This window comes from Bradyrhizobium sp. T-1 (assembly GCF_053592855.1).
Map to the genome: position 1 here is coordinate 5878299 of NZ_CM132115.1, position 22704 is coordinate 5901002.

Here is a 22704-nt window from a genome sequence, read left to right on the forward strand (position 1 = left end):
GCGGAACCAGTCTGGATTGCTTCGTCGCAAGGGCTCCTCGCAATGACGCGGAGAGAGCCGCACCCGCCAAAACGGCAAAGGCGCCTCAGCCCCTCACCGGCAGCGTCGCCACGTCATACCCGTGTCTGATCGTGCGTTTCAGCACAGGATCCTCAAGCTCGAACTCGAAGCGCTCGGCGGGGCGGATGCCGCCCTTGGCGGCGAACGTGCCGCCGAACATGGCACAGCCGTCGGGGAACTTGCCACCCGCAAAGCCGCGCGCGATGAGGTCATTGACCGGCAGCATCGCGTCGAGCGTGCCTTCCTGGTAGAGCACGCGCTCGCCCTTGATCGTGGCGTAGGAGCGCAGGATCATCTTGTCCCAATGGCCGATGACGTCTTCGAGCTCCCACATCGTGGAGGCGATCGGCTTGTCGCACATCTGCTTGGACACGGTGACGTTATAGGCCTCGACCTTGCGGTCGGTGTGGTCGGAACCGCAGCCGACGAAGATGCGGCCCTGCCAGCCGATCAGCACGAACTCGACCTCACCGGACGAGTCCTCGCCACAGCATTCGATGCTGTCCTCCTGGGTCAGCCGCCGCGCCGAGGCGCGATAATAGATCGGCGTCGAGGCCGGCGGGGCGATGCCCATCTCTTGCAGCTCGGCGATATGCTTGTCGCGGGCGACGGGATCGCGGCCGGTCCAACCGGCGATGACCATCTGGTCGATCGCCAGCGTCAGCGGCGTGGTGGTGCCCTGGGCGTCAACGGTGAAAGTGAGGTCAAACACGAATGACGGCCTCCATGCCGGCGGCAAGTTCAAAGATGCGGCGGTCTGACCCGCCGGCGCCCGCGAGCATCAGCCCGACGGGAACGTCGTCTTCACGGTGCGCCGGCAGCGAGATGGCACAGCCGTCGATCATGTTGATCAAGGTGCAGTTGCGCAGCGCGCGCAGATTCTGCGTGGTGAACGCCTTGTCGTCGGCGAGGTCAGCGATCTTCGGCGGCGTGTTGGCGGTGGTCGGCAACACCAGCGCATCATAGGGCGCGATGCGCGCATTGACGCGGGCGATCAGCGAGCGGCGCTCGTTGAGGAGATCGATGTAGTCGGCCGCGCTCTGCGCCTCGCCGCGCATGATCCGCACCGACACGCGGGGATCGTAGACATCGCCCTTGGAGGTGATGAGGTAGCGATGCCAGGCATAGCTTTCGGACGCGGCAAAACCGCCCTTGGCGTTCATCGGACCGATGTCGTGGAATTCCGCCATCTCGATCCGCTCGATGATGGCGCCGTGATCGGCCAGCGACTTCAGCGCACGTTCAAACGTTCCCGCTACCGGCGCATCGAGGTCATCGAGCGCGATCGCGGTCGGCACCGCAAGCCGCATGCCCTTCACGGGACGCGGTCGGACCGCGGTGATCGGCTCGTTGGCGAGCACCGCGTCGAGTATGGCACAACAGCTGACCGATCGCGCCAGCGGCCCGATGCTGTCGAGCGAGAAGGACAGCGGCACGGAGCCATCGAGCGGCACGCGGCGCTGCGTCGGTTTGTAGCCGACGATGCCGTTATAGGCGGCGGGAATGCGGCAGGATCCGCCGGTGTCGGTGCCGAGCGCGCCGTGCGCCATGCCGTCCAGCACGGAGACGGCCGCGCCCGACGACGAGCCACCGGGCACATGGCCCTCGGCGCGGTTCCAGGCGCCCTTCGGCGTGCCGTAATGCGGATTGATGCCGATGCCCGAATAGGCGAACTCGGTCATGTTGGTGCGACCGATCACGACGAAGCCGGCCCTGCGGAGCCGCGCCACCGTCGCCGCATCCTGTTCGGCAGGCGAGGAATCGTCCAGCGCGCGGGAGCCGGCACGTGTCACCTGGCCCTTGATGTCGAAGAGATCCTTGATCGAGACCGGAATGCCGGCATAGCGCGACGGCGCAGCCTTGACCTTGCGAAGGCCGTCCATTGCGTCAGCGGCCGCCAGCGCGGCGTCCTTGTCGACATGGATGAAGGTGCGCTGGCCCTCGCCCGAGGGATCGGCGATTTTGGCGAGACACGCCTCCACCAGCTTGCGGGCGGTGGTGCGGCCACTTTCGAGGTCGTCGGCAAGCTTCGCCAGTGTCGGAAAATCGGGCATGTCTGTCTCACGGAATATTGCGCGCGCAATCTACAGCGCCGGCTCAGTTCGACACAAGCATTGTGCGCATGATGGCATGCATGCTGCCTGCTGGATTGTTGACGCACCATAGCCGATTGTCGCATCAAGATCGAAACGGGCGGGCGCTAAGCCCGTCCCATGGGAGGGCGTTCCGAGATGGCCGAACCGCAGCGCGCGCGACCGAAACCGACGCCGGAAACCCAGCATTTCTGGGACGGCACGAAAGCAGGCGAATTGCGCCTGCAGCGCTGCGACGCCTGCGCGCATGTCTATTTCCCGCCGCGTCCGTTCTGCCCGTCCTGCGCTTCGCGCAGGGTCTCCGTGTTCAAGGCCAGCGGCAAGGGTTTCCTTTACAGCTACGTGATCAACCACCGCCCTGCCGCGCCGGGCTTCACGCCGCCTTACGCGATCGCGGTGGTCGAGCTCGCCGAGGGGCCGCGGATGATGAGCAACATCATCGACTGCCCGCAGACACCGGAAGCGCTCGAGCTCGATATGAAGCTCGAGGTCGCGTTCGAGGCACTCGACGACAAGATCACGCTCCCCGTCTTCCGTCCGGCGAAGGGGTAGATCATGCGCAGGAACCAGGTTGCTGTCGTCGGCGCGGCCGAGACCACCGAGCTCGGTGTCATCCCCACCATGTCGCAGCTCCAGCTTCACGCCGATGCGGCGCTCAACGCCATCGCGGACGCCGGGCTCAGGCTCTCCGACATTGACGGCTTTGCCACCGCGGTCGAAACGCCGCAGCAGGTCTGCCACTATCTCGGCATCAGGCCGACCTGGGTCGACGGCACCTCGGTCGGCGGCTGCTCCTTCATGCTGCACGTCCGCCACGCCGCGGCGGCGATCGAGGCCGGCCTGTGCAGGACCGTGCTGATCACGCATGCCGAAAGCGGCAAGTCGATGATCGGCAAGGCGCCGCGCTCGATCCCCGCCGACAGCCTGCAGGGCCAGTTCGAGGCGCCCTATGGCGTGTACGGCCCGCCCAGCATGTTCCCGATCCCCGTGCTGCGGTTCATGAAGACCTACGGCATCACGCACGAGCAGCTCGCCGCGGTCGCGGTGGTGCAGCGCGAATGGGCGGCGAAGAATCCGCGGGCGATGATGAAGGACCCGATCACGGTTGCCGACGTCCTCAACTCGCGCATGATCGCCTATCCGTTCCGGCTTCTGCAGTGCTGCCTCGTCACCGACGGCGGCGGCGCGCTGATCCTGACCTCGGCCGACCGCGCCAGGGATTTTCCGCGCAAGCCCGTCTACATCATGGGCACCGGCGAGAGCGTCGAAACCCCGATGGTCAGCCAGATGGAAACGTTCAACTCCTCGCGCGCGTTCAAGACCGCGGGTCCGCTGGCATTCAAGGAGGCCGGCATCGCGCACAAGGACGTCGATCACCTCATGATCTACGACGCCTTTGCGCATCTACCGCTGTTCGGCCTCGGCGATCTCGGTTTCATGCCGCACGAAGAAACCGGAAAGTTCATCGCCGACGGCAACACGCGGCCCGGGGCTAAGCTGCCGCTCAACACCAATGGCGGCGGCCTTTCCTACATGCATTCGGGCATGTACGGCATGTACGCGCTGCAGGAGAGCGTGCGCCAGATGCGCGGCATCGCGCCGGCACAGGTGCCGAATGCGAAGATTTCAGTGTGCCACGGCGTCGGCGGCATGTTCGCGGCGTCAGGCACGATCGTGTTTACGAACGAGAGGTAATACGCCGTCATTCCGGGGCGCGCAGCGCGCGACCCCGGAATCTCGAGATTCCGGGTCTGGTGCTACGCACCATCCCGGAATGACGGCGGAAATTGGAACGGCTAGCGGAGAATCCACATGACAAAATCACTGCAGGACAAGGTCATCATCGTCACCGGCGCAGGCCGCGGCATCGGGCGCGAGATCGCGCTGCTCTGTGCGGCGGAAGGCGCCAAGGTCGTCGTCAACGATCCCGGCGGAGCCGCCGACGGCGCTGGCACCAGTGCCACGCCGGCTGAGGAGGTGGTCGAGGAGATCAAGAAGCGCGGCGGCGTCGCGGTCCCCAATTTCGAGTCGGTCGCGGAAGCCGTTCCCGCCAGCAAGATCGTCAAGACCGCAACCGATCATTTCGGCCGGCTCGATGGCGTCGTCAACAACGCCGGCATCTTGCGCGACATGATCTTTCACAAGATGAGCGTGGAAGCGTTCGAGGCCGTCATCAAGGTTCATCTGATGGGCTCGTTCTACGTCAGCCACGCCGCTGCGCGCATCTTCCGCGAGCAGGAGTCGGGCTCGTTCGTGCACTTCACCTCGACCTCCGGCCTGATCGGCAATTTTGGTCAGGCCAACTACGCTGCCGCCAAGCTCGGCATCATCGGACTCTCCAAATCGATCGCGCTCGACATGGGCCGCTTCAACGTCCGCTCGAACTGCGTCTCGCCGTTCGCCTGGACCCGCATGATCGGCACCATCCCGACCGAGACCGAAGCCGAGAAGGCGCGCGTCGAGAAGATCAAGCAGATGGGTCCGGAGAAGATCGCGCCGATCTGCGCCTATCTGCTCTCCGATGCCGCCAAGGACGTCACCGGCCAGATCTTTGGCGCACGCATGAACGAGCTGTTCCTGTTCAGCCAGAACCGTCCGCTGCGCTCGGTCCATCGCAGCGAAGGTTGGACGCCGCAGTCGATCGCGGAACACGCCATGCCGGCGCTGAAGGGCTCGTTCTACAAGCTCGACCGCTCCGCCGACATCTTCCCGTGGGATCCGGTGTGAGGTTTCGCCAATAGCGAGCAGCGAATGGCATTTCATTCGCTACTCGCCGTTCGCTATTCGCCACCTAGCCCGTATTCCGCAATCCCGCCGAGATACCGTTGATCGTCAGCTGAATCCCGCGCAGCACCTGCTCGTCCGGGTTCTGCGCGCGGTGCTCCCTCAACAGCTCGACCTGCACGTGATTGAGCGGATCGAGATAGGGGAAACGGTGGCGCACCGAGCGCTCCAGCAGCGGGTTGCCTTGCAGCAGCCGGTCCTGTCCCATGATGTCGAGCAACGTCTCGATGCAGGAATGCCATTCGCGGCGGATGCGGCCGAAGATCTTTTCGCGCAACGCTTCGTCCGGCACCAGTTCGGCATAACGCGAGGCAATTGCGATCGAGCTTTTCGCCAGCACCATGTCCATGTTCGACAGCAGCATGCGGAAGAACGGCCATTCCTTGTAGAGCTCCTTCAGGAACGGCATGCCCTGTTGCGGATGCTCCGCAATCCATTGCTCGACAGCGCTGCCAAAGCCGTACCAGCCCGGCAGCATCAGGCGGCATTGCGCCCAGGAGAACACCCAGGGGATCGCGCGCAAATCCTCGATCGCGCGGGTCTTCTTGCGCGAGGCCGGACGGCTGCCGATGTTGAGTGTCGCGATCTCGTTGATCACCGTCGACGACCAGAAATAGTCGACGAAGCCATCGGTCTCGTAGACCAGGCCGCGATACGCCTTGAAAGCGAGATTTGAGAGTTCGTCCATCGCGGTGAGATATTCACGGCGGGGCGCACTCTGGCTCGGCTGCAACAGGCTCGCATCCAGCGTCGCAGCCGCCAGGATCTCCAGATTGTTGCGGCCGACTTCGGCATTGGAATATTTCGACGAGATGATCTCGCCCTGCTCGGTGATGCGGATCTGACCGTTCACCGCCCCGCCCGGCTGCGCGACGATGGCGTCATAGCTCGGACCGCCGCCGCGGCCCACCGAGCCGCCGCGGCCGTGGAACAGGCGCAAGCGCACGTGGTGACGCTCGAACACGTCGACGAGCCCGATCTCGGCCTTGTAGAGCTCCCAGCCCGAGGTGACGAAGCCGCCGTCCTTGTTCGAGTCGGAATAGCCGAGCATCACTTCCTGCACGCTGCCGCGGCTGTCGACGAGACGGCGGTAGTCGTGCAGCGACAGCATGCGATCCATGATGCCGCTTGACGCCTGCAAATCCTCGATGGTCTCGAACAGCGGCACGATGTTGATGGCGCTGCGCCCGGACGGATGGACGAGGCCCACCTCCTTCAGCAGCACCGCGACTTCGAGCATGTCCGACATGCCCTTGCACATCGAGATGATGCATTGGGGGATGGCATCCGAGCCGAACATCGCATGCGCTTCCGCGGCGGCATGGAAGACGTTGAGCTCACCCATGGTCTCGTCGCTGTACTTGACGAACGGCGACACCAGCGCGCGCGTCGAGCGGAGTTCGTTGGTCAGCAACGAAATGCGCGCGTCCTCGCCGAGCGCGAGATAGGACATGCCGGGGTTGGCGGCATCCATCAGCTCCGCGATGGTGCGTTCGTGCACGGCAGAATTCTGGCGAATGTCGAGCCGCGCCAGATGGAAGCCGAAGCAATCCACCGCACGCCTGAGCAGCCGCAGCCGGCCTCGGGCGATGACGCGAGCGTTGTTGGAGATCAGCGAGCGGTGCAGCACGTCGAGATCGGCCTGCAACTCCTTGACGCTCGCATAAGGCGCGCCCTTGCCGACCGGACGGCGGGTGATCTCGACCTTGAGTTTTTCGGCCGTCGCCGTCAGGCGCGCATAGATGCCTGAGACCGCGAGACGATAGGGCTCGCCGCTCCGGTGCGGCGAGGTGTCCGGCGAGCGCTCGGCCAGCGTGCGCAGTTCCTCGGAGACGTCGGCGAGATGCGCCGCGATCGACAGTTCCGAGCCGAGCACGTGCAGCTCGTTCAGATAAAATTGCATCACGCGGCTCGACTGCAGCCGCAGCGTGCCGCGCATCACGTCGGCGGTGACGAAGGGATTGCCGTCGCGGTCGCCGCCGATCCAGCTTCCCATCCTCAGGAACGAGGCGAGCTCGCCGGCGGCCTGCTCGCCGCCCTCCTCCAGCCGATCCTCCAGCGCGTTGACCAGCCGCGGCACCTCGCGCAGGAACGTGTAATCGTAGAACGACAGGCCGTTGGCGACCTCGTCGAGCACGGTGAGCTTGGTCCGGCGCAGCAGATTGGTCTGCCACAGCGTCAGCACCTCGCGGCGCAGCTGCTCGTCGCTGGCAGCGGCCTCGTCCGGGGTCAAAGCGACCCGCTCGCGGCGGTCGAGCAGGCCAGCGACCTCCATCTCGCGGTCCATGGTGCTCTTGCGGCGGACTTCGGTGGGGTGCGCGGTCAGCACCGGACTGACGAGCGCGCTCTTGAAGAAATTGCGCAGCGCGTCGGCACCAATTCCCGCGCCCTTGGCCTTGGCGAGCGTCGCCACCAGAACGCCGGAGCCGCCGCCCTTGCCGGCGCGCATCTGACGAATGTTGTTCTGGTCCTCGGCGATATTGGCGAGGTGGGAAAAATAACTGAAGGCGCGGACGATCCGTACCGTCTCGGAGGTCGACATGCTGTCGAGGATCTGTTCGAGCTCGCGGCGGGCGAGCCGGTCCTCGTCGCGGTGGAACCGGATCGAGGTCTGCCGGATACGCTCGACCAGGTCGAACACATCCTCCCCCTCCTGGTCGCGCACCGTGTCACCGAGGATACGCCCGAGCAGGCGGATGTCGTCGCGCAGGCGCACATCGGCTTCCAGCGCCTGAACGTCCTCAGGCCGGTTGGAGCGCTGCTCAGTGGCGTCGGATGGTACGGTCTGGAGGGACATGGCTCGCTCCCCTTGTAGAGCTCCCAATGGCTCCCGGCGGGGCCGAGTGTGCAAGTTTTTTGCCGCAGCGCAAGATGAAGTTGGGGGCGGCGCACACACGCCGCGCGGCGGGCTGGAATCGCGCCGACAAGGTCAGGCCGGCACGATCACCTTGCCGATCGGCCAAAGCGCGATGCCTGCGAGCTTCAAATGAGCCCAGGCGAAGGGAATGCCGATGATGGTGATGGCGAAGATCACGGCCGTGAGGACGTGGCCCAACGCCAGCCACCAGCCGGCCAGCACCAACCAGATGATGTTGCCGATCACCCCGAGGGCGCCCGTGCCAATATCGCTCATGCCGGTGACCTCGTCGCGGTTGACTGCGCGAGAGCCGAACGGCAGGAGCGTGTAAATGGCGATGTTGAACGCCGCCCGTGCCCAGGGCAGGCCAATGATGGTGATGGCCATGATGACGGAGGCCACCAGCCAGCCGAATGCCATCCAGGCACCGCCGATGAGAATCCAGATCAGGTTGAGCAGGATGGAAACTGGAGACATGGGATTTAGGAACCTTGGGCTCATCCGGAGGTCGATGAGCCCTCTTATAGCACGACCTCCGAGGTCATAGTCCATGACGCCGGCTGCGTTCGGCACGCAGCGATGTGCCGACGAATCCGACATCCTCGATTCCGCGCGAAATCTCCTTCGCACAGAGCCAAAGCGTCACCGCCGCGACGCCAATTGCTGACAGCCCCGAGATGAGAACAGGATTGAGACAGAATGTGACGAGAAAATTATCGAGCGGAACGGATCCCGTTGGCCAGCGCGGCCTGCAAGACGATGCCAGAGCCCAACCGATGAGCATCACGGCGGTAGCGTTTGCACCGGCCAACGCCGTCACAACGATCGCGAGGCCCTTTTTCATGGAGAGGACGAGATCAACTATCTTCACGACGGCACAAGATGCGACCAGGACGATGATGGCCGGGCCGCATCCGGCAACCCCGGCGGCGACGGCCTGAGCCTGGCCGCTCCAGGCCCATAGTGCAGCAACACAGGCAAGCAAGGTCAGGCTGACCTTGACGGCTTCCGGAAACTTGCAACGAAGCACGTAAGGAATCGCTTTCTCGACCAGGTCCAGCACCGCACAGGCGATCAGCCCGGCGGCAAACCCGCCGAGATGGACGCCCCAGTCGATCCGCGAATTGCCGAGCGCAAACGCGATGTTCAATCCGATGTTGATTGCGAAGAAGTCGAACCTGACGTCAAGTTTGCCGAGGATCCACAGGCAGAATAGCGCGCCCAGAATGCCCGATGTGGCACCCGACGCGCCGACCGTCAAATAGGGCGTGGAATGGATGCCGTTGCCGATGACGGCGCCGAACACCATCGCGCAGAGATAGATGATGAGGAAATAGGCCGGTCCGATCCGCCGCTCGAGATGTCCACCCCAGAGCACGAGGCACAACATGTTCATCGTGAGGTGGACGAAGTTGACGTGCAGGAAGCCATAGGCGATCAGACGCCAGTACTCATGCCGCGCGATTGCGCCCGAATACATGCCGCCGTAGCGATAGAGCAACTCGCCCGACGCCTCTGGACCGCCCGCCTGAATGAAGCAGAACCCCGACGCGAGGACCGTCAGCGTCATCAGGGCATAGACGGCGGCATGAGGGACTTCGAAGAAGCTGGAGCTGGCGCGGTATGAGGGCATTTGCGATCGCTAGCGGCAGGAAATGGGAACGCCAACCTAGCCGAGCCGGTTACCGATTGCTACTCCAGCGTGCATCAACCTGAGCGGCCTACCGTCCCTCGAATTTCGGCGCGCGCTTCGCCATGAACGCCTTCTCACCCTGCGTTCGTAGCCCGGATGGAGTGGAGCGAAATCCGGGGTTTGGACGCAAGCACCGCCCCGGATTGCGCTTCGCTCCATCCGAGCCAAGCCGCTCAGATTTTTCGTCCGGCCTGCTCCCAATAGGGATCGCGCAGGCGGCGCTTGAAGATTTTTCCGGAGTCTTCGCGCGGCAGCCCGGCGCGGATCTCGATGTGCTTGGGCACCTTGTAGTCGGCGAGCGAGGCTTTCAACCGGGCTCGAATATCAGCTGCATCCAGCGTGACGCCTGGCTGCGGCTCGACCACGGCCATCAGGGCCTCGCCGAACTCGGCATCGGGGATGCCGAACACCGCGCAGTCATGCACGCCCGGCACGGCGTGCAGCACGGATTCGATCTCGGCCGGATAGATGTTGACGCCGCCAGAAATGACCATGTCGCGCTTGCGGTCGCAGATGAAGACGTAGCCATCCTCGTCGATATAGCCGACATCGCCGGAGGTGATGAAACCGTTGCGGTCGATCTCGGCGCGCTTCTCGGGCTTGTTGTGGTAGGTGAAGTCGGCCATTTCGGCCATCCGGGAGTAGATCTCGCCGATTTCGCCGACGCCGAGCACGCGACCGTCATCGCCGATGAAGCGCAGCTCGGCGCCGGGCGTGATCTTGCCGACCGTGCCCGGCTTCTTCAGCGCGTCTTCCGACGTTGCGAAGGTGACGGCGCTGGATTCGGTCGAGCCGTAGAATTCGTAGATCACCGGCCCCCACCATTCGATCATGGCGCGCTTGACGTCGGCCGGGCACGGCGCTGCGGCGTGGATGATGTGGCGCAGCGAGGAGACGTCGTACTTCCTGCGCACCTCCTCAGGCAGCTTCATCAGGCGGATGAACATGGTCGGCACCATGAAGATGGTGTCGATTCCAAAGCGCTCGATCAACTCCAGAAATTCTTCCGGCTCGAAGCGCGGCATCAGCACCAACGCGCCGCCGAGCTTGCCTGCGCGAATGCCGAACGAATTCGGCGCGGAATGATAGAGCGGACCGGGCAGGATCGCGCGGGCACCGGGCTTCAGCCCGTAGATCATGGCGCGCATACGCTCGCCGGCGGCCTGCTGCTGCGGCGTCGGCGCATTGCGCCGCACGCCCTTGGGATGGCCTGTCGTGCCCGAGGTATAGATCATGTTCATCGGCTGCGGCACGACCGGACCGTCATAGGGCTGGTACGGCGCGAGCCAGGATTCGAGATCGATCGCGAAGTCCGGTGTCTTCAGATGATCGGGATCGATCTTGTAGTTATTGAGGATCTCCGGCGGCGTCGGCACGCTGAACACGGTGACGCCTTCAGGAACCGCGTCGCGCAAGGCGTGCAGCATGTCGGCATGTCCGATCAGCACGGACGTGCCGGTGTCGTTGAGGATATAGTTGATCTCCTCCGGCTTGAAGTGCCAGTTGATCGGCACGCCATAGGCACCGAGCCGCATCGCGGCGTAGGCGGCCTCCAGGAAGGCAACGTCGTTGCGCATCAGCATGCAGACGCAATCGCCCTGCTTGACGCCGATCCTGTCGAGGCCCGAGGCGATGCGATCGGCGCGATGGGCGACCTCAGCATGGGCACGACGGCGATCGCCGGAGACGATACCGAGGAAGTTGGACGTTTCGCTCATTTTTGTTTTTCTTTGTTCTTCAGCGACGGGTGTTAGCTTGTCGTCATCACCGGCCATGACGGAGAACGCTAATCCGCGTACTTCGCCGCGCGCTTCTCCAGGTTGGAGCGCACCGCTTCCGTCTGGTTCGGACTGCCGATCAGCTTCTGCTGCTCGACCGACTCCGCGAGCAACGCGGGACCTGGATCGACCGAGAGATTGTTCAGCAAACGCTTCGCGGCGCGGACCGCATCGGGGCTTTTACCGGCGATCTCGCGCGCGACTTCGAGCGCTGCGGCGCGCGGATCATCACAGATGCGCGTGGCGAGGCCGTAGGTCATCGCCTCCTGCGCGGAGAAGATGCGACCCGTGTAGGTAAGGTCGCGCAAGATGTCGTCGCGCACGAGCGATGCCAGTATCGGCGTGCCCGCCATGTCGGGGACGAGGCCCCATTTGATTTCCATGATCGACATGCGCGCATCCGGTGCAAGAAAGCGCATGTCGGCGCCGAGCGAGAGCTGGAAGCCACCGCCAAAGGCGACGCCATGTACGGCTGCGATCACGGGAACCGGAAGCTGGCGCCATCCCCATACCGCGGCTTGCGGAAAGTTCACCTGGCCATGCGTGCGCTTGGTGAGATCGCGATTTTCGCCACCCGGAATTCCGTTGCCACCCTTCTCCTTCATGGCGGCAAAACGCCCCATGTCGAGACCGGCGCAGAACGCGCGGCCCTCCCCGGACAGCACGACAACGCGCACGCCTTTTTCCTTCGAAAGGCGCTCCGTTGCCGCAACAAGGGCCTCGAACATGGCCTGATCGAGCGCATTCATCTTGTCCGCACGCACCAGGCGCACGTCGGCGACGCCTTCCGAGATCGAGATCGAGACGCGCTCTTCCATGGATGAATTCTCCCCTGTTCTTGTTCGGTGCCGCTTTACAGAAAGCTGACGGCCAGATTTAGTCAATCGACCAATTAACTGACAATCCGTACGGGAGAAACAGCCATGTTCAAGGAAAATCTTCTGGCTGGGCGCCGCATTCTCGTGACCGGTGGCGGCACCGGGCTCGGCAAGTCAATGGCGGCGCGCTTCCTCCAGCTCGGCGCCGAGGTGCATATCTGCGGCCGGCGCAAGATCGTCTGCGACGAGACCGCGATCGAGCTGATGGATCAGTATGGCGGCCGCGTCACCAGTCACGGCGTCGATATCCGCAATGCGCTCGCGGTCGAGGAGATGGTTGAAACCATCTTTCGCGACGCGCCTCTCACCGATCTCATCAACAACGCCGCCGGCAATTTCATCTCACGTACCGAGGAACTCTCGCCGCGCGGCTTCGATGCGGTCGCCAACATCGTCATGCACGGCACGTTCTATGTGACGCATGCGGTCGGCAAGCGCTGGATCGCGCTGAGGCAGCCCGGCAACGTCGTCTCGATCACCGTGACCTGGGTGCGCAACGGCTCGCCTTACGTGGTGCCGTCGGCGATGAGCAAGTCGGCAATCCACGCCATGACGATGTCGCTCGCGACCGAATGGGGCCGCTACGGCATCCGTCTCAACACCATCGCGCCGGGCGAGATTCCGACCGAGGGCATGAGCAAGCGCATCAAGCCCGGCGATGAGGCCGGCGCGCGCACCAAGGCGATGAACCCGATGGGCCGCGTCGGCACCATGGAGGAGTTGCAGAACCTCGCGGTGTTTCTGATCTCCGGCGGCTGCGACTGGATCAACGGCGAGACCATCGCGATGGACGGCGCGCAGGCGCTCGCCATGGGCGGCAATTTCTACCAGCTCCGCGACTGGAGCGACGACGACTGGAAGACTGCGCGCGACAGCATCATGGCGCAGAACGAGAAGGACCGGGCGAAGCGGGGGTGATCTCTCCGTAGTCGTCCTGGCGAAAGCCAGGACCCATTACCACCGAATGCTGGTTGGTGAAGATTGGCCATGATCCGTCTTCGCCAAATTGCGTCTTGTGGCTATGGGTCCTGGCTTTCGCCAGGACGACGATGTTGAACCAGTCGTGCTCTTCCCTCCCCCGTATTGTCTTTGTTCGCGGATGACGCCACACTCCGCGCTATAAAAACAAGGCACCGATGGGAGAGACATGTCCGCATCACCCAAACTGGCGAACCTCGCCGACATGGTGCGCGAGCGCGCGACGAGCCGCGGTAACGCCATCGCCTATGAGTTCGAGGGCCGCGTCACCAGCTTCGCCGAGTTCGACATCAAGACCAACAAGGTCGCCAATGCGCTTCTCGCCATCGGTGTGAAGAAAGGCGATCGCATCGCCTATCTCGGCAAGAACAGCGATGTCTATTTCGAACTGCTGATGGGCGCGATGAAGGCCGGTGTGGTGATGGCGCCGGTGAACTGGCGGCTCGCGGGACCCGAGGTCGCCTTCATCGTTAGCGATTGCAAGGCGCCGGTGCTGTTCGTCGGGCCGGAGTTCATCACGCAGGTCCGCCAGATCAAGGATCAGTTGCCGGGCGTCCGCACCATCATCACCACCGAAGGCGGCGCGCCGGAATGGCAGGATTTTGCAGCCTGGCGCGATGCGCAGAGCGGCAATGATCCCAAGGTGCCGATCGACACCAGGGATATCGCGATCCAGCTCTACACGTCGGGCACGACGGGCAAGCCGAAGGGCGCGATGCTGTCGCATGCCAACTTCCTCAACCTCGTGCAGACCGGCAATGCCGAGGACAAACCGGAGTGGAACCGGTGGTCGACCGACGATGTCTCGCTGGTCGCGATGCCGATCTTCCACATCGGCGGCTCCGGCTGGGGCGTGATGGGACTCTATCACGGCGCCCGCGGCGTCATCGCGCGCGAGTTCGATCCGACCAAGGTTCTGGATTTCTTCGAGCAGTCAGGCATTACCAAACTGTTCATGGTGCCGGCGGCGATGCAATTCGTGGTGCGGCAGCCGCGCGCGAGGAAGGTTGATTTCTCCCGACTGAAATACATGCTCTACGGCGCCTCCCCGATTCCGGCAGCGCTGCTGAAGGAGTGCATCGATATCTTCAAATGCGGCTTCGTGCAGATGTACGGCATGACCGAGACCACAGGCACCATCGTCGCACTGCCGCCGGAGGACCATGTCGAGGGCCTCGAGCGGATGCGCTCGGCCGGCAAGGCGCTGCCGGGCGTCGAGATCGCCATCCTCGATGCCGATGGCAAGCCGCTGCCGCCACGCGAGGTCGGCGAGATCGCGACGCGCTCGGGCTCGAACATGGCCGGCTATTGGAATCTACCGGAGGCGACCGCGTCGACACTGCGCAGCGACGGCTGGTTGCGCACGGGCGATGCCGGCTTCATGGATGAGGACGGCTATCTCTACATCCACGATCGCATCAAGGACATGATCATCTCCGGCGGCGAGAACATCTACCCGGCCGAGGTCGAGAGCGCGCTCTGCGATCACCCCGACGTCGCGGAAGCCGCCGTGATCGGCGTGCCCGACGACAAATGGGGCGAGGCGGTGAAAGCCGTCGTGGTGATGAAGCCCGGCAAAGAGGCGACCGCCACCGACATCATCAGCTTCACCCGCGAACGCATCGCCGGCTTCAAGACGCCGAAGACCGTGGAGTTTTTGCCGGCGTTGCCAAGGAATCCGTCAGGGAAGATTCTGCGGCGGCAATTGCGCGAACCATACTGGGCGGGGAAGGATCGACGGGTGAATTAGCCCCGCGTCGTCCTGGACAAGCGACGCGCAGCGGAGCGCTGATCCAGGACCCATTACCCCAGGGAGGGTTTGGCGAAGATTGATAACCACTAGCTCGCGCCACAACTCCTCCCTGGGGTAATGGGTCCTGGCTTTCGCCAGGACGACATTGGGGAGAGAAATCGGGGCTCGACGCGCTCAATGCTTCCCCGGCCCCATATACCCAAACAGGAACCCCGCCACTTTCCGCATCTGGATTTCCTCACTGCCCTCGGTGATGCGATAGCGGCGATGGTGGCGGTAGATGTGCTCGAACGGCTTGTGACGTGAATAGCCCATGCCGCCGTGGACCTGCATGGCGCGGTCGGCGGATTCGCAGCAGAGGCGGTTTGCCCAGTAATTGCACATCGAGACGCGGTCGGAGAGCGTACGTTCGATCTGTTCCTCGGTGAGCTGGTCCATCTCCCAGGCGGTCTTACGGATCAACAGGCGCAGCATCTCGGCTTGCGTCGCAAGTTCGACCAGCGGGAACTGGATCGCCTGGTTCTCGGCGAGCGCCTTGCCGAACGGCTTTCGCTCACGCGCGTATTTCACGCTCTCGTTGATGCAGTAGACCGCGGCGCCCAGCGAACTCGCGGCCTGGCGGATGCGGTTCTGGTGCACAAAACATTGCGCCAGCGACAGGCCGCGGCCGACCTCGCCGAACTGCGCATCCTCCGGCACGAACACATCGGTGAAGCTGACGCGGGGATGGTCGGTCGGCATGTTGAAGGTCCACATGTACTCCTCGATCCTGACGCCGGGACTCTTGGCCGGCACCAGGAAGCAGGTGATGCCACGGGCGTCGCCGTCATTGCCTGACGTGCGTGCGAACAGCGCGCAATGCGTGGCGACGTGCATGCCGGTCGTCCACATCTTCTCGCCGTTGATGATCCAGCCCTTGACGTTGTCGCGGGTCGCCGGCACCGCACGCGTCTCCATGTGGGTGGCGTCCGAGCCATGATGCGGCTCCGTCAAGCCAAACGTGATGCGGTACTTGCCCTTGATCGAACCGTCGATCATCGCCTTCTGGTCGTCGCGGCCGTAACGGTCGAGCATGGTGACGACGGGGAAATTGCCGACGATGGAGTGCTCGTTCTGAAGATCGTTGTGCAGGCCGAGCCCCTTCGCGGCAAAGTGCTCGCGGATCACGGCCATCCAGAGGTTGGAGCCGTCCTTGCCGCCATATTGTTTGGACACCGGAAAGCGCAGATGACCGGCAGCGTCGGCGAGATCCTTCGCCTTGCGCAACAAGGCTTCCCATTCGTGCCGCGGCAGACCGCCATTCTCGAAGTCGGTGCGCGCCCATTCGCGGCGGTGATCGAAGAAGCGGATGTTGTCGTCGGCCTCTTCCAGCGGCTTGATCTCGCGCTCTATGAAACGATCGAGCTCTCCGAGGTAGGCGACGAGATCTGCAGGCAATGAGAAATCCACGGTTCTCTCCCGGATTGATTTTATCGTTTTGCGTTAAGGCGCTAGGCGCGCTTTGCTTCGCACGATTAAGGTGAGAAGAGCGCGCGCAAGTCAAGCAATGCGAGACGTGTGGGAGCGCAAGGCGCGCCCGCGCAATTCGATGGTGCCGTGACGCCGGTGCGGCGGTAGTTTGACGCCAATATTCCTTCGAAGAAAAAGCGGGAGCGCGCGATGGAGCTGAAATTCTCAAAGGTGGAACGCAAGGGACCGATCACGATCGTGACGCTGTCGCGGCCCGAGGTCTACAACGCGCTGCATACCGACGCACATTTCGAGCTGCAAAAGGTGTTTGACGATTTCTCCGCCGATCCAGAACAGTGGGTGGCGATCGTCACCGGCGCCGGCGACAAAGCGTTCTGCGCCGGCAACGATCTGAAGTGGCAGGCGGCGGGAGGAAAACGCGGCTGGGACAAGGGCGGCTTTGCCGGCCTCACGGCGCGGTTCGACTGCGACAAGCCGATCATCGCGGCGGTGAACGGCGTCGCCATGGGCGGTGGTTTCGAGATCGCGCTGGCCTGCGACCTGATCATTGCGGCGGAGAATGCGACCTTCGCTCTGCCCGAGCCGCGCGTCGGGCTCGCCGCGCTTGCCGGCGGCCTGCACCGCCTGCCGCGCCAGATCGGGCTGAAGCGCGCGATGGGCATGATCCTCACGGCGCGCCATGTCAGCGCCAAGGAGGGACAAGAGCTCGGCTTCGTCAACGAGGTGGTGCCGCAGGGTGAGGCGCTCGCCGGCGCGCTGCGCTGGGCCGAGATGATCACCAAGAATTCGCCGATGTCGATCCGCGCCTCGAAGCAGGCGATTCAGAAGGGGCTTGCCGTGTCGCTGGAGCAGGCGATCGAGGAGCAGCGCGAATATCCCGCGGTGAAGGCGATGGCGGCCTCGCAGGATTACATCGAGGGCCCGAAGGCCTTCTCGGAGAAGCGACCGCCGAAATGGGTGGGGAAGTAGGGCATCACTTCCCGCGGACGGCTGCAACAACTCTCTCCCGAGTCGTCCCGGCGAAGGCCGGGACCCATAACCACGGGGAGGCGTTTGGCGAAGACTCGTTGTTCGGAACGACGACTTCGCGTCATCGATAAATCACGCGGTATGGGTCCCGACCTTCGCCGGGACGACTATGAGGAAAGACCGTGCTCACTCGCCCCGCGATAGCTCCCACCTGTAGGACGCGTAGCTCGGCTGATCGACCGCAAGCTTGTCCATCGTGGTTGCCCACAGATGCTCGGCGAGGCCCGGCGTTGCGAGATCGACCTCTCCCTTTGCGATGCGCTCCGCAAGGGCACGGTTGAGCTCGGTCACCGAGCCGTCCATGCCGAGCAGCGCGCGCAGGCGTTCGACCTCGCTTGCGTCGCTCCCCTCCTCCTGCGTCAGTTGTCGCGTGACGAGGTCGAGGATGTTGACGGCGACGCGCAGCTTGAAAGCCTGATGGCCGGTGATCAGCGGCGTGATGTCGCTGCGGAGGAAATCGGCGACCGCCTTGGTCAGCTCGATCGGGGTCGGCTCGTCCTGCATGTCTAACCTCCGCGCGGCGCGAGCAGCCGCAACAGATCGATCTCGGTCTCCGACGCGCGACGGCCGATCATGGCGCGCTCCATGGAATGGTCAGGCCCTTCGCGAAATCGCTGCATCATGCCGCCGCACATGATGCCCCAGCGCAGCGTGCCCATCACTTCCCAGAACTTCACACGCGCTGCATCCACCTTGCGGCCGGCTGCCTCATAGCCGGCGAACAGCTCTTCGCGCGAGCCAAAGCCGCCGACGGGCTTGTCGATCTCGCCGAAACGCCAGGAGTTGACGCAGACCCAGCCGAGATCCTCCATGGGATCGCCGAGATGGGCGAGCTCCCAGTCCAGCACCGCGCGCAACCCGTCGGCGCCGATGATGAGATTGCCGTTGCGGAAGTCGCCATGCACCAGCGTGGTCTCGGCCGAGGGGCCGGGATCGTGGGCGCGCAGCCAGCGCAGCGCCAGCTCAAACACCGGCTTCGGCCAGTTCAGGCTGCGATAGTCGCGCTCGAGCTCGGAGATTTCCTGGCTCGCGGAGCGGCTGCGCAGCGCGGGCAATTTGTCCTGCGGCAACCGGTGCAGGCCCGCGAGCACGCCGCCGATCTGCCGCGCAAGCAGTGGCCGCGCCGCCGCGAATTCATCATCACGCAGAATCTTGCGGGCGATGGTCTCGCCCTCGACCCGCTGCATGATGAAGCCGGTGCCGAGATCTTCATCCGGGGTCAGCACATGCATCACGCGCGGCGACGGTACGCCTGCCTCGTAGGCAAGCTGCATCAGTTGCGCTTCAGCGGCGAGACCTGCTGCACGTGTCGGCGCGGCGCCATAGCCTTTCGGCGAACGGCGCAGGATCGCGCCGATCGGCCCGTCGGGATGCGCGATGTCGAAGCGCCAGGTTTCCTGGCTGGCGCCACCCGAAAGCTTTGCTGCGCCGGTGACGCCGGTGGCCCCTTTGCACCAGCGCGCGACGCTGCGGGAGAGTTCGGCTTCGATCATTTGCCCTTGAACTGCGCAGGCCGCTTCTCCAGAAACGCGCCGACACCCTCGCGAAAGTCCTGCGTATCGCCGGCGCGCAGCTGGGACTGGAATTCGAGATTGAGCTGGTCCTCGAAGGAATTTTCCGGGCTGTCCCAATAGAGCTTTCGGATCAGCGACAGCGCGACCGTCGGTCCACTGGCGAGGTCGCGCGCGAGCTTCATCGCTTCTTCCATCAGCACGGCATCGTCATAGACGCGATTGACGAGCCCCCATTCCAGCGCCTTCTCGGCCGGCAGGCGCTCGCCCATCAGCGACAATTCGACCGAACGCGCCTTGCCGATCAGGCGCGGCAGCAACCAGGTCGAGCCGCAATCCGGCACCAGGCCAATGCGGCGGAAGGCCTGCAGGAAGTAGGACGAGCGCGCACACAGCACCATGTCGCCGAGCAGCGCGAAGCTCATGCCGGCGCCCGCCGCCGGCCCGTTGACCGCCGTGATGATGGGGCAGTGAAGGCTTCGGATGCGGCGCAGGAACGGATGAAACCCGGTCTCCAGCGTCAGGCCGGCCTTGGTCTTCTTCGACTGGTTGTTGCGGCCCTGCAGGTTAGCGCCGGTGCAGAACGCCCGACCTGCGCCGGTCAGCACCACGCAACGCACTTCGTCCCTCTTCTCCTCAATGCTATCGAGCGCCTCGGCGAGACCGCCCAGCATGTCCATGGAGACCGCGTTCATCACCTCCTGATGGTCGAGCTTGAGGATCGCCACCGAACCGTCGAACTCGAGCGTGACGTGTTTGAACTGCATCGTTTCCTCGTCAGTTGCGGCCCCCGCGATGTTTCGCAGGCCGGAATTACTTTTGCCGGGGCGCATATTTGATTTTTGGCGCGGTCTTGTCCATGGTGGCGAGAGCATACCCCACCGTCATATCGCATGATCTTGCGCGCACCGGCTGATGCCGGTCGCGCCAAAAACAGGAAGCGCGCCATGAACCTTTTCGATCTCACCGGCCGCGTCGCCGTGATCACCGGCGGCAACGGTGGTATCGGTCTCGGCATCGCGCAGGCACTGGCCGGCCAGGGCTGCAATGTCTCGATCTGGGGCCGCAATGCCGACAAGAACAAGGCTGCTGCCGCGAGCATGGCGGGCCTCTCCGGCAAGGTCGACGCCCGCGTCTGCGACGTCACCGATCCGGCTTCCGTGAATGCCGCGATGAAGGCGACGCTCGACACGTTCGGCCGGGTTGACGGCTGCTTCGCGAACGCCGGCATCGGCGGCGGAGGCCGCAGGTCCTTCATCGAGCGCACCGAGGAGGAATGGCGCACGATGTTTGCGACCAATCTCGACGGTGTGTTCCATGCCTTTCAAGTGGCCGCAAGGCACATGACCGACCGCGCCAATGCCGGCGACCCGTTCGGCCGGCTGGTTGCGACCTCGAGCCTCGCTTCCATCTTCGGCACCGCACGCAACGAGCACTATGCCGCGACCAAGGCCGCAATCAATGCACTGGTGCGCGCGCTCGGTGTCGAGCTCGCCCGCCACGGCATCACCGCAAACGCAATCCTCCCCGGCTGGATCAAGAGCGACATGACATCGGGTCTCATGGCCAACGAAAAGTTCGTTGCCAATGTGATGCCGCGGATTCCGATGCGGCGCTTCGGCGAGGCATCCGATTTCGGCGGCATCGCCGTGTATCTGATGAGCAAGGCCTCGTCGTATCACACGGCCGACACGTTCGTGATCGACGGCGGCTATACGGCGTTTTGACTTCGTAGCCCGGATGGAGCGAAGCGTAATCCGGGATTCTGAAAAGCAAGCAAGACCCGGATTTCGCGACGCTCCATCCGGGCTACAAACTCCGAGGGGAACGGGCAAATGTTTTCACACGTCATGATCGGCACCAACGACCTCGACAAGGCCAAGACGTTCTATGACAGCCTGCTGAGCACGCTCGAGGTGCGGCCCGCGCGGGTCGACGGCCACCGCATCTTCTACATCACCAAGACCGGCGTTTTCTCGGTGACAAAGCCGATCAACGGCGAGCCGGCAACTTGCGCGAACGGCGGCACCATCGGCTTTGCTGCCAACTCGCCTGAGCAGGTCGACAAGTGGCACGCCGCGGGAATCGCCGCCGGCGGAACGCCAATCGAAAATCCACCTGGCATTCGTGAAGGCGCGGGGAATAAGCTTTATCTCGCCTATTTGCGCGATCTCGACGGCAACAAGATCTGCGCGATGCATCGGATGCCTAACTGAGTCGGCTATACTCGGTGTCGTCCCGGCGAAGGCCGGGACCCATTACCCCAGGGAGGAGTTGCGGCGCGAGCCGGTGACCGCGAGTCTTCGTCAAACTTCTCCCTGTGGTTATGGGTCCCGGATCTGCGCTTCGCTTGTCCGGGACGACGTGGGATAGAGTTCGCCCCTCCATTCAAACAACATTTCAAACGCCGCCGCGAAATTCCATCGCATGGCATGGCTTGCGTGAGAAAATACGCGCTCGCGCTTTGGCCGCGCTGCGACTATTCTCCCGGCCAACACGATCTCAGTGACCTCCGGGAGGAACAATGACAAAGCACGCCTACATACCCCGCACCACCAACTACACGCTCAATCCCGGCGATGAGCTCAACGACCTGCGCATGCCGGACCAGGTCCGGCCGCTTTACGATCACGTCAGGAAATTCATCCGCGAAACCGTCGAGCCGATGTCGATCGAATTCGCCAAGGCCGGCGAAGGCAAACAGGATCGCTGGAGCTTTACGCCGAAGCAGCTCGAGGTGCTCGAGGTCGCCAAGAACAAGGCCAAGAAGGAAGGTCTCTGGAACTTCTTCCTGCCCGACGACGAGACCGGCCAGGGCCTGAAGAATCTCGACTACGCCTATATCGCCTCCGAGCTCGGCAAGAGCCCGCTCGCCTCGGAGACCATGAACTGCTCGGCGCCCGACACCGGCAACATGGAGGTGCTGGAGCGCGTCGGCACCAAGGAGCAGAAGGAGAAGTGGCTGAAGCCGCTGCTCAACGGCGAGATTCGCTCAGCCTATGTCATGACCGAGCCGAACGTCGCTTCCTCCGACGCCAAGAACATCTCCACCACCGCAAAGCTCGTCGGCGACGAATGGGTCATCAACGGCGAGAAGTACTACATCTCGGGCGTGGGCGATCCCCGCTGCAAGATCCTCATCGTGATGGTCAAGACCAATCCGGACGCGGCGCCGAGCAAGCAGCAGTCGCAGATCCTGGTGCCGCGCGATACGCCCGGCGTCGAGGTGCTCGGCCCGATGTACGTGTTCGGCCAGGACCACGCCCCGCGCGGCCACATGCACATGCGCTTCAACAATGTGCGCGTGCCGAAGGAGAACATGCTGCTCGGCGAGGGCCGCGGCTTCGAGATCTCGCAGCTCCGCCTCGGACCGGGCCGCATTCATCACTGCATGCGCACCATCGGCAAAGCCGAGAAGGCGCTCGATCTGATGGTGCAGCGCGGCCTCACCCGCGAGGCTTTCGGCAAGAAGATCGCTCATCTCGGCGGCAACATGCAGATCATCGCGCAGGCGCGCTGCGAGATCGAGGCGATGCGGCTGATGGTGCTGAAGGCCGCCAAGGCCATGGACGTGCTCGGCAACAAGGAAGCCCGCGTCTGGGTCTCCATGGTCAAGGCCATGGTGCCGGAGCGTGCCTGCAAGATCATCGATCAGTCGATTCAGATGCACGGTGCCACCGGCATCTCGCACTGGACTCCGCTCGCCGAGATGTATCAGGACGTGCGCCACCTGCGCTTTGCCGATGGTCCGGACGAGGTGCATTGGATGGTGGTCGGCCGCCACGAGCTGAGCATGGCGTAAGCCGCCCTCTCTTTCCCC

The 22704-nt window shown here is 63.8% G+C and carries 20 protein-coding genes; 9 read left to right on the plus strand and 11 right to left on the minus strand.

Features of this window, described 5'->3' with window-relative positions; genetic code table 11:
- Positions 1 to 85 precede the first annotated feature (85 nt).
- Entirely contained in the window at positions 86 to 772 is a 687-nt protein-coding gene (locus ACWAT4_RS28290; protein WP_449728621.1) for a DUF2848 domain-containing protein, read from the minus strand.
- Entirely contained in the window at positions 765 to 2114 is a 1350-nt protein-coding gene (locus tag ACWAT4_RS28295; RefSeq protein ID WP_449728622.1) for an amidase, read from the minus strand. Before ACWAT4_RS28295 ends, ACWAT4_RS28290 begins: the two co-directional genes overlap by 8 nt.
- Before the next feature lie 177 nt (positions 2115 to 2291).
- Between ACWAT4_RS28295 and ACWAT4_RS28300 the strand changes: the two genes are divergently transcribed.
- The 3 genes from ACWAT4_RS28300 (at position 2292) to ACWAT4_RS28310 (ending at position 4880) form a co-directional block, all read left to right on the plus strand.
- Positions 2292 to 2705: a Zn-ribbon domain-containing OB-fold protein gene (locus tag ACWAT4_RS28300; protein WP_212424989.1), complete on the plus strand. Its 414-nt coding sequence runs from the start codon at positions 2292 to 2294 to the stop codon at positions 2703 to 2705.
- A gap of 3 nt (positions 2706 to 2708) precedes the next feature.
- Positions 2709 to 3848 carry a thiolase C-terminal domain-containing protein gene (locus ACWAT4_RS28305; RefSeq protein ID WP_449728623.1) on the plus strand — a complete coding sequence of 380 codons (1140 nt, stop codon included), beginning with the start codon at positions 2709 to 2711 and terminating at the stop codon, positions 3846 to 3848.
- Positions 3849 to 3965: 117 nt separating this feature from the next.
- On the plus strand, positions 3966 to 4880 hold the full coding sequence (locus ACWAT4_RS28310; RefSeq protein ID WP_449728624.1) for an SDR family oxidoreductase: 915 nt from the start codon (positions 3966 to 3968) through the stop codon (positions 4878 to 4880).
- A 64-nt stretch (positions 4881 to 4944) separates the two neighbouring features.
- On the opposite strand, the gene ppc is transcribed toward ACWAT4_RS28310, so the two are convergent.
- The 5 genes from ppc to ACWAT4_RS28335 all read right to left on the minus strand — a co-directional run bounded on the left by ppc (position 4945) and on the right by ACWAT4_RS28335 (position 12083).
- The gene (gene ppc / locus ACWAT4_RS28315; protein ID WP_212424986.1) at positions 4945 to 7734 is read right to left on the minus strand and encodes a phosphoenolpyruvate carboxylase; all 2790 of its coding nucleotides are present in this window, start codon (positions 7732 to 7734) and stop codon (positions 4945 to 4947) included.
- A gap of 132 nt (positions 7735 to 7866) precedes the next feature.
- A complete protein-coding gene (locus tag ACWAT4_RS28320; RefSeq protein ID WP_212424985.1) occupies positions 7867 to 8271 on the minus strand; it encodes a YccF domain-containing protein in 405 nt (134 codons plus the stop codon).
- A 64-nt stretch (positions 8272 to 8335) separates the two neighbouring features.
- Positions 8336 to 9427 carry a rhomboid family intramembrane serine protease gene (locus ACWAT4_RS28325; protein ID WP_449728625.1) on the minus strand — a complete coding sequence of 364 codons (1092 nt, stop codon included), beginning with the start codon at positions 9425 to 9427 and terminating at the stop codon, positions 8336 to 8338.
- A 233-nt stretch (positions 9428 to 9660) separates the two neighbouring features.
- Entirely contained in the window at positions 9661 to 11205 is a 1545-nt protein-coding gene (locus ACWAT4_RS28330) for an acyl-CoA synthetase (protein WP_212424984.1), read from the minus strand.
- A 68-nt stretch (positions 11206 to 11273) separates the two neighbouring features.
- Positions 11274 to 12083 carry a crotonase/enoyl-CoA hydratase family protein gene (locus ACWAT4_RS28335; RefSeq protein ID WP_212298024.1) on the minus strand — a complete coding sequence of 270 codons (810 nt, stop codon included), beginning with the start codon at positions 12081 to 12083 and terminating at the stop codon, positions 11274 to 11276.
- Between the two features lie 105 nt (positions 12084 to 12188).
- Here ACWAT4_RS28335 and ACWAT4_RS28340 point away from each other — a divergent pair, with 105 nt between their 5' ends.
- Both ACWAT4_RS28340 and ACWAT4_RS28345 read left to right on the plus strand, forming a co-directional pair.
- Positions 12189 to 13061: an SDR family oxidoreductase gene (locus tag ACWAT4_RS28340; protein ID WP_212298023.1), complete on the plus strand. Its 873-nt coding sequence runs from the start codon at positions 12189 to 12191 to the stop codon at positions 13059 to 13061.
- A gap of 229 nt (positions 13062 to 13290) precedes the next feature.
- The gene (locus ACWAT4_RS28345) at positions 13291 to 14871 is read left to right on the plus strand and encodes a fatty acid--CoA ligase (RefSeq protein WP_449728626.1); all 1581 of its coding nucleotides are present in this window, start codon (positions 13291 to 13293) and stop codon (positions 14869 to 14871) included.
- A gap of 177 nt (positions 14872 to 15048) precedes the next feature.
- Here the strand turns inward: ACWAT4_RS28345 and ACWAT4_RS28350 are convergent, their stop codons facing one another.
- Positions 15049 to 16323 carry an acyl-CoA dehydrogenase family protein gene (locus ACWAT4_RS28350; RefSeq protein ID WP_212298021.1) on the minus strand — a complete coding sequence of 425 codons (1275 nt, stop codon included), beginning with the start codon at positions 16321 to 16323 and terminating at the stop codon, positions 15049 to 15051.
- Between the two features lie 210 nt (positions 16324 to 16533).
- On the opposite strand from ACWAT4_RS28350, the gene ACWAT4_RS28355 reads away from it, so the two are divergent.
- Complete coding sequence (locus ACWAT4_RS28355) at positions 16534 to 17313, plus strand: enoyl-CoA hydratase-related protein (protein WP_449728627.1); 780 nt, start codon at positions 16534 to 16536, stop codon at positions 17311 to 17313.
- 186 nt (positions 17314 to 17499) lie between these two features.
- Here the strand turns inward: ACWAT4_RS28355 and ACWAT4_RS28360 are convergent, their stop codons facing one another.
- The 3 genes from ACWAT4_RS28360 to ACWAT4_RS28370 are packed head-to-tail and all read right to left on the minus strand — an operon-like array spanning position 17500 to position 19651.
- Positions 17500 to 17877: a DUF6285 domain-containing protein gene (locus tag ACWAT4_RS28360; RefSeq protein WP_449728628.1), complete on the minus strand. Its 378-nt coding sequence runs from the start codon at positions 17875 to 17877 to the stop codon at positions 17500 to 17502.
- 2 nt (positions 17878 to 17879) lie between these two features.
- Complete coding sequence (locus tag ACWAT4_RS28365) at positions 17880 to 18866, minus strand: phosphotransferase family protein (protein WP_212424980.1); 987 nt, start codon at positions 18864 to 18866, stop codon at positions 17880 to 17882.
- Positions 18863 to 19651 carry an enoyl-CoA hydratase/isomerase gene (locus tag ACWAT4_RS28370; protein ID WP_449728629.1) on the minus strand — a complete coding sequence of 263 codons (789 nt, stop codon included), beginning with the start codon at positions 19649 to 19651 and terminating at the stop codon, positions 18863 to 18865. Before ACWAT4_RS28370 ends, ACWAT4_RS28365 begins: the two co-directional genes overlap by 4 nt.
- Positions 19652 to 19831: 180 nt before the next feature.
- Here ACWAT4_RS28370 and ACWAT4_RS28375 point away from each other — a divergent pair, with 180 nt between their 5' ends.
- From ACWAT4_RS28375 to ACWAT4_RS28385, 3 genes are all read left to right on the plus strand, one after another.
- Positions 19832 to 20611 (plus strand): SDR family NAD(P)-dependent oxidoreductase, encoded by a 780-nt coding sequence (locus ACWAT4_RS28375; protein WP_212298016.1) that lies wholly within the window; start codon positions 19832 to 19834, stop codon positions 20609 to 20611.
- Positions 20612 to 20719: 108 nt separating this feature from the next.
- Positions 20720 to 21100, plus strand: a complete 381-nt coding sequence (locus tag ACWAT4_RS28380) for a VOC family protein (RefSeq protein ID WP_212298015.1) — start codon at positions 20720 to 20722, stop codon at positions 21098 to 21100.
- 308 nt (positions 21101 to 21408) lie between these two features.
- Positions 21409 to 22686, plus strand: a complete 1278-nt coding sequence (locus ACWAT4_RS28385; protein ID WP_449728630.1) for an acyl-CoA dehydrogenase family protein — start codon at positions 21409 to 21411, stop codon at positions 22684 to 22686.
- The last annotated feature ends 18 nt before the right edge of the window (positions 22687 to 22704 follow it).

Coding starts and splice junctions, on each gene's coding strand:
- ppc (WP_212424986.1), bottom strand. CDS start 7,734: ATGTCCCTCCAGACCGTACCATCCGACGCCACTGAGCAGCGCTCCAAC.
- ACWAT4_RS28300 (WP_212424989.1), top strand. CDS start 2,292: ATGGCCGAACCGCAGCGCGCGCGACCGAAACCGACGCCGGAAACCCAG.
- ACWAT4_RS28340 (WP_212298023.1), top strand. CDS start 12,189: ATGTTCAAGGAAAATCTTCTGGCTGGGCGCCGCATTCTCGTGACCGGT.
- ACWAT4_RS28305 (WP_449728623.1), top strand. CDS start 2,709: ATGCGCAGGAACCAGGTTGCTGTCGTCGGCGCGGCCGAGACCACCGAG.
- ACWAT4_RS28345 (WP_449728626.1), top strand. CDS start 13,291: ATGTCCGCATCACCCAAACTGGCGAACCTCGCCGACATGGTGCGCGAG.
- ACWAT4_RS28325 (WP_449728625.1), bottom strand. CDS start 9,427: ATGCCCTCATACCGCGCCAGCTCCAGCTTCTTCGAAGTCCCTCATGCC.
- ACWAT4_RS28335 (WP_212298024.1), bottom strand. CDS start 12,083: ATGGAAGAGCGCGTCTCGATCTCGATCTCGGAAGGCGTCGCCGACGTG.
- ACWAT4_RS28310 (WP_449728624.1), top strand. CDS start 3,966: ATGACAAAATCACTGCAGGACAAGGTCATCATCGTCACCGGCGCAGGC.
- ACWAT4_RS28320 (WP_212424985.1), bottom strand. CDS start 8,271: ATGTCTCCAGTTTCCATCCTGCTCAACCTGATCTGGATTCTCATCGGC.
- ACWAT4_RS28295 (WP_449728622.1), bottom strand. CDS start 2,114: ATGCCCGATTTTCCGACACTGGCGAAGCTTGCCGACGACCTCGAAAGT.
- ACWAT4_RS28370 (WP_449728629.1), bottom strand. CDS start 19,651: ATGCAGTTCAAACACGTCACGCTCGAGTTCGACGGTTCGGTGGCGATC.
- ACWAT4_RS28380 (WP_212298015.1), top strand. CDS start 20,720: ATGTTTTCACACGTCATGATCGGCACCAACGACCTCGACAAGGCCAAG.
- ACWAT4_RS28360 (WP_449728628.1), bottom strand. CDS start 17,877: ATGCAGGACGAGCCGACCCCGATCGAGCTGACCAAGGCGGTCGCCGAT.
- ACWAT4_RS28330 (WP_212424984.1), bottom strand. CDS start 11,205: ATGAGCGAAACGTCCAACTTCCTCGGTATCGTCTCCGGCGATCGCCGT.
- ACWAT4_RS28385 (WP_449728630.1), top strand. CDS start 21,409: ATGACAAAGCACGCCTACATACCCCGCACCACCAACTACACGCTCAAT.
- ACWAT4_RS28375 (WP_212298016.1), top strand. CDS start 19,832: ATGAACCTTTTCGATCTCACCGGCCGCGTCGCCGTGATCACCGGCGGC.
- ACWAT4_RS28365 (WP_212424980.1), bottom strand. CDS start 18,866: ATGATCGAAGCCGAACTCTCCCGCAGCGTCGCGCGCTGGTGCAAAGGG.
- ACWAT4_RS28355 (WP_449728627.1), top strand. CDS start 16,534: ATGGAGCTGAAATTCTCAAAGGTGGAACGCAAGGGACCGATCACGATC.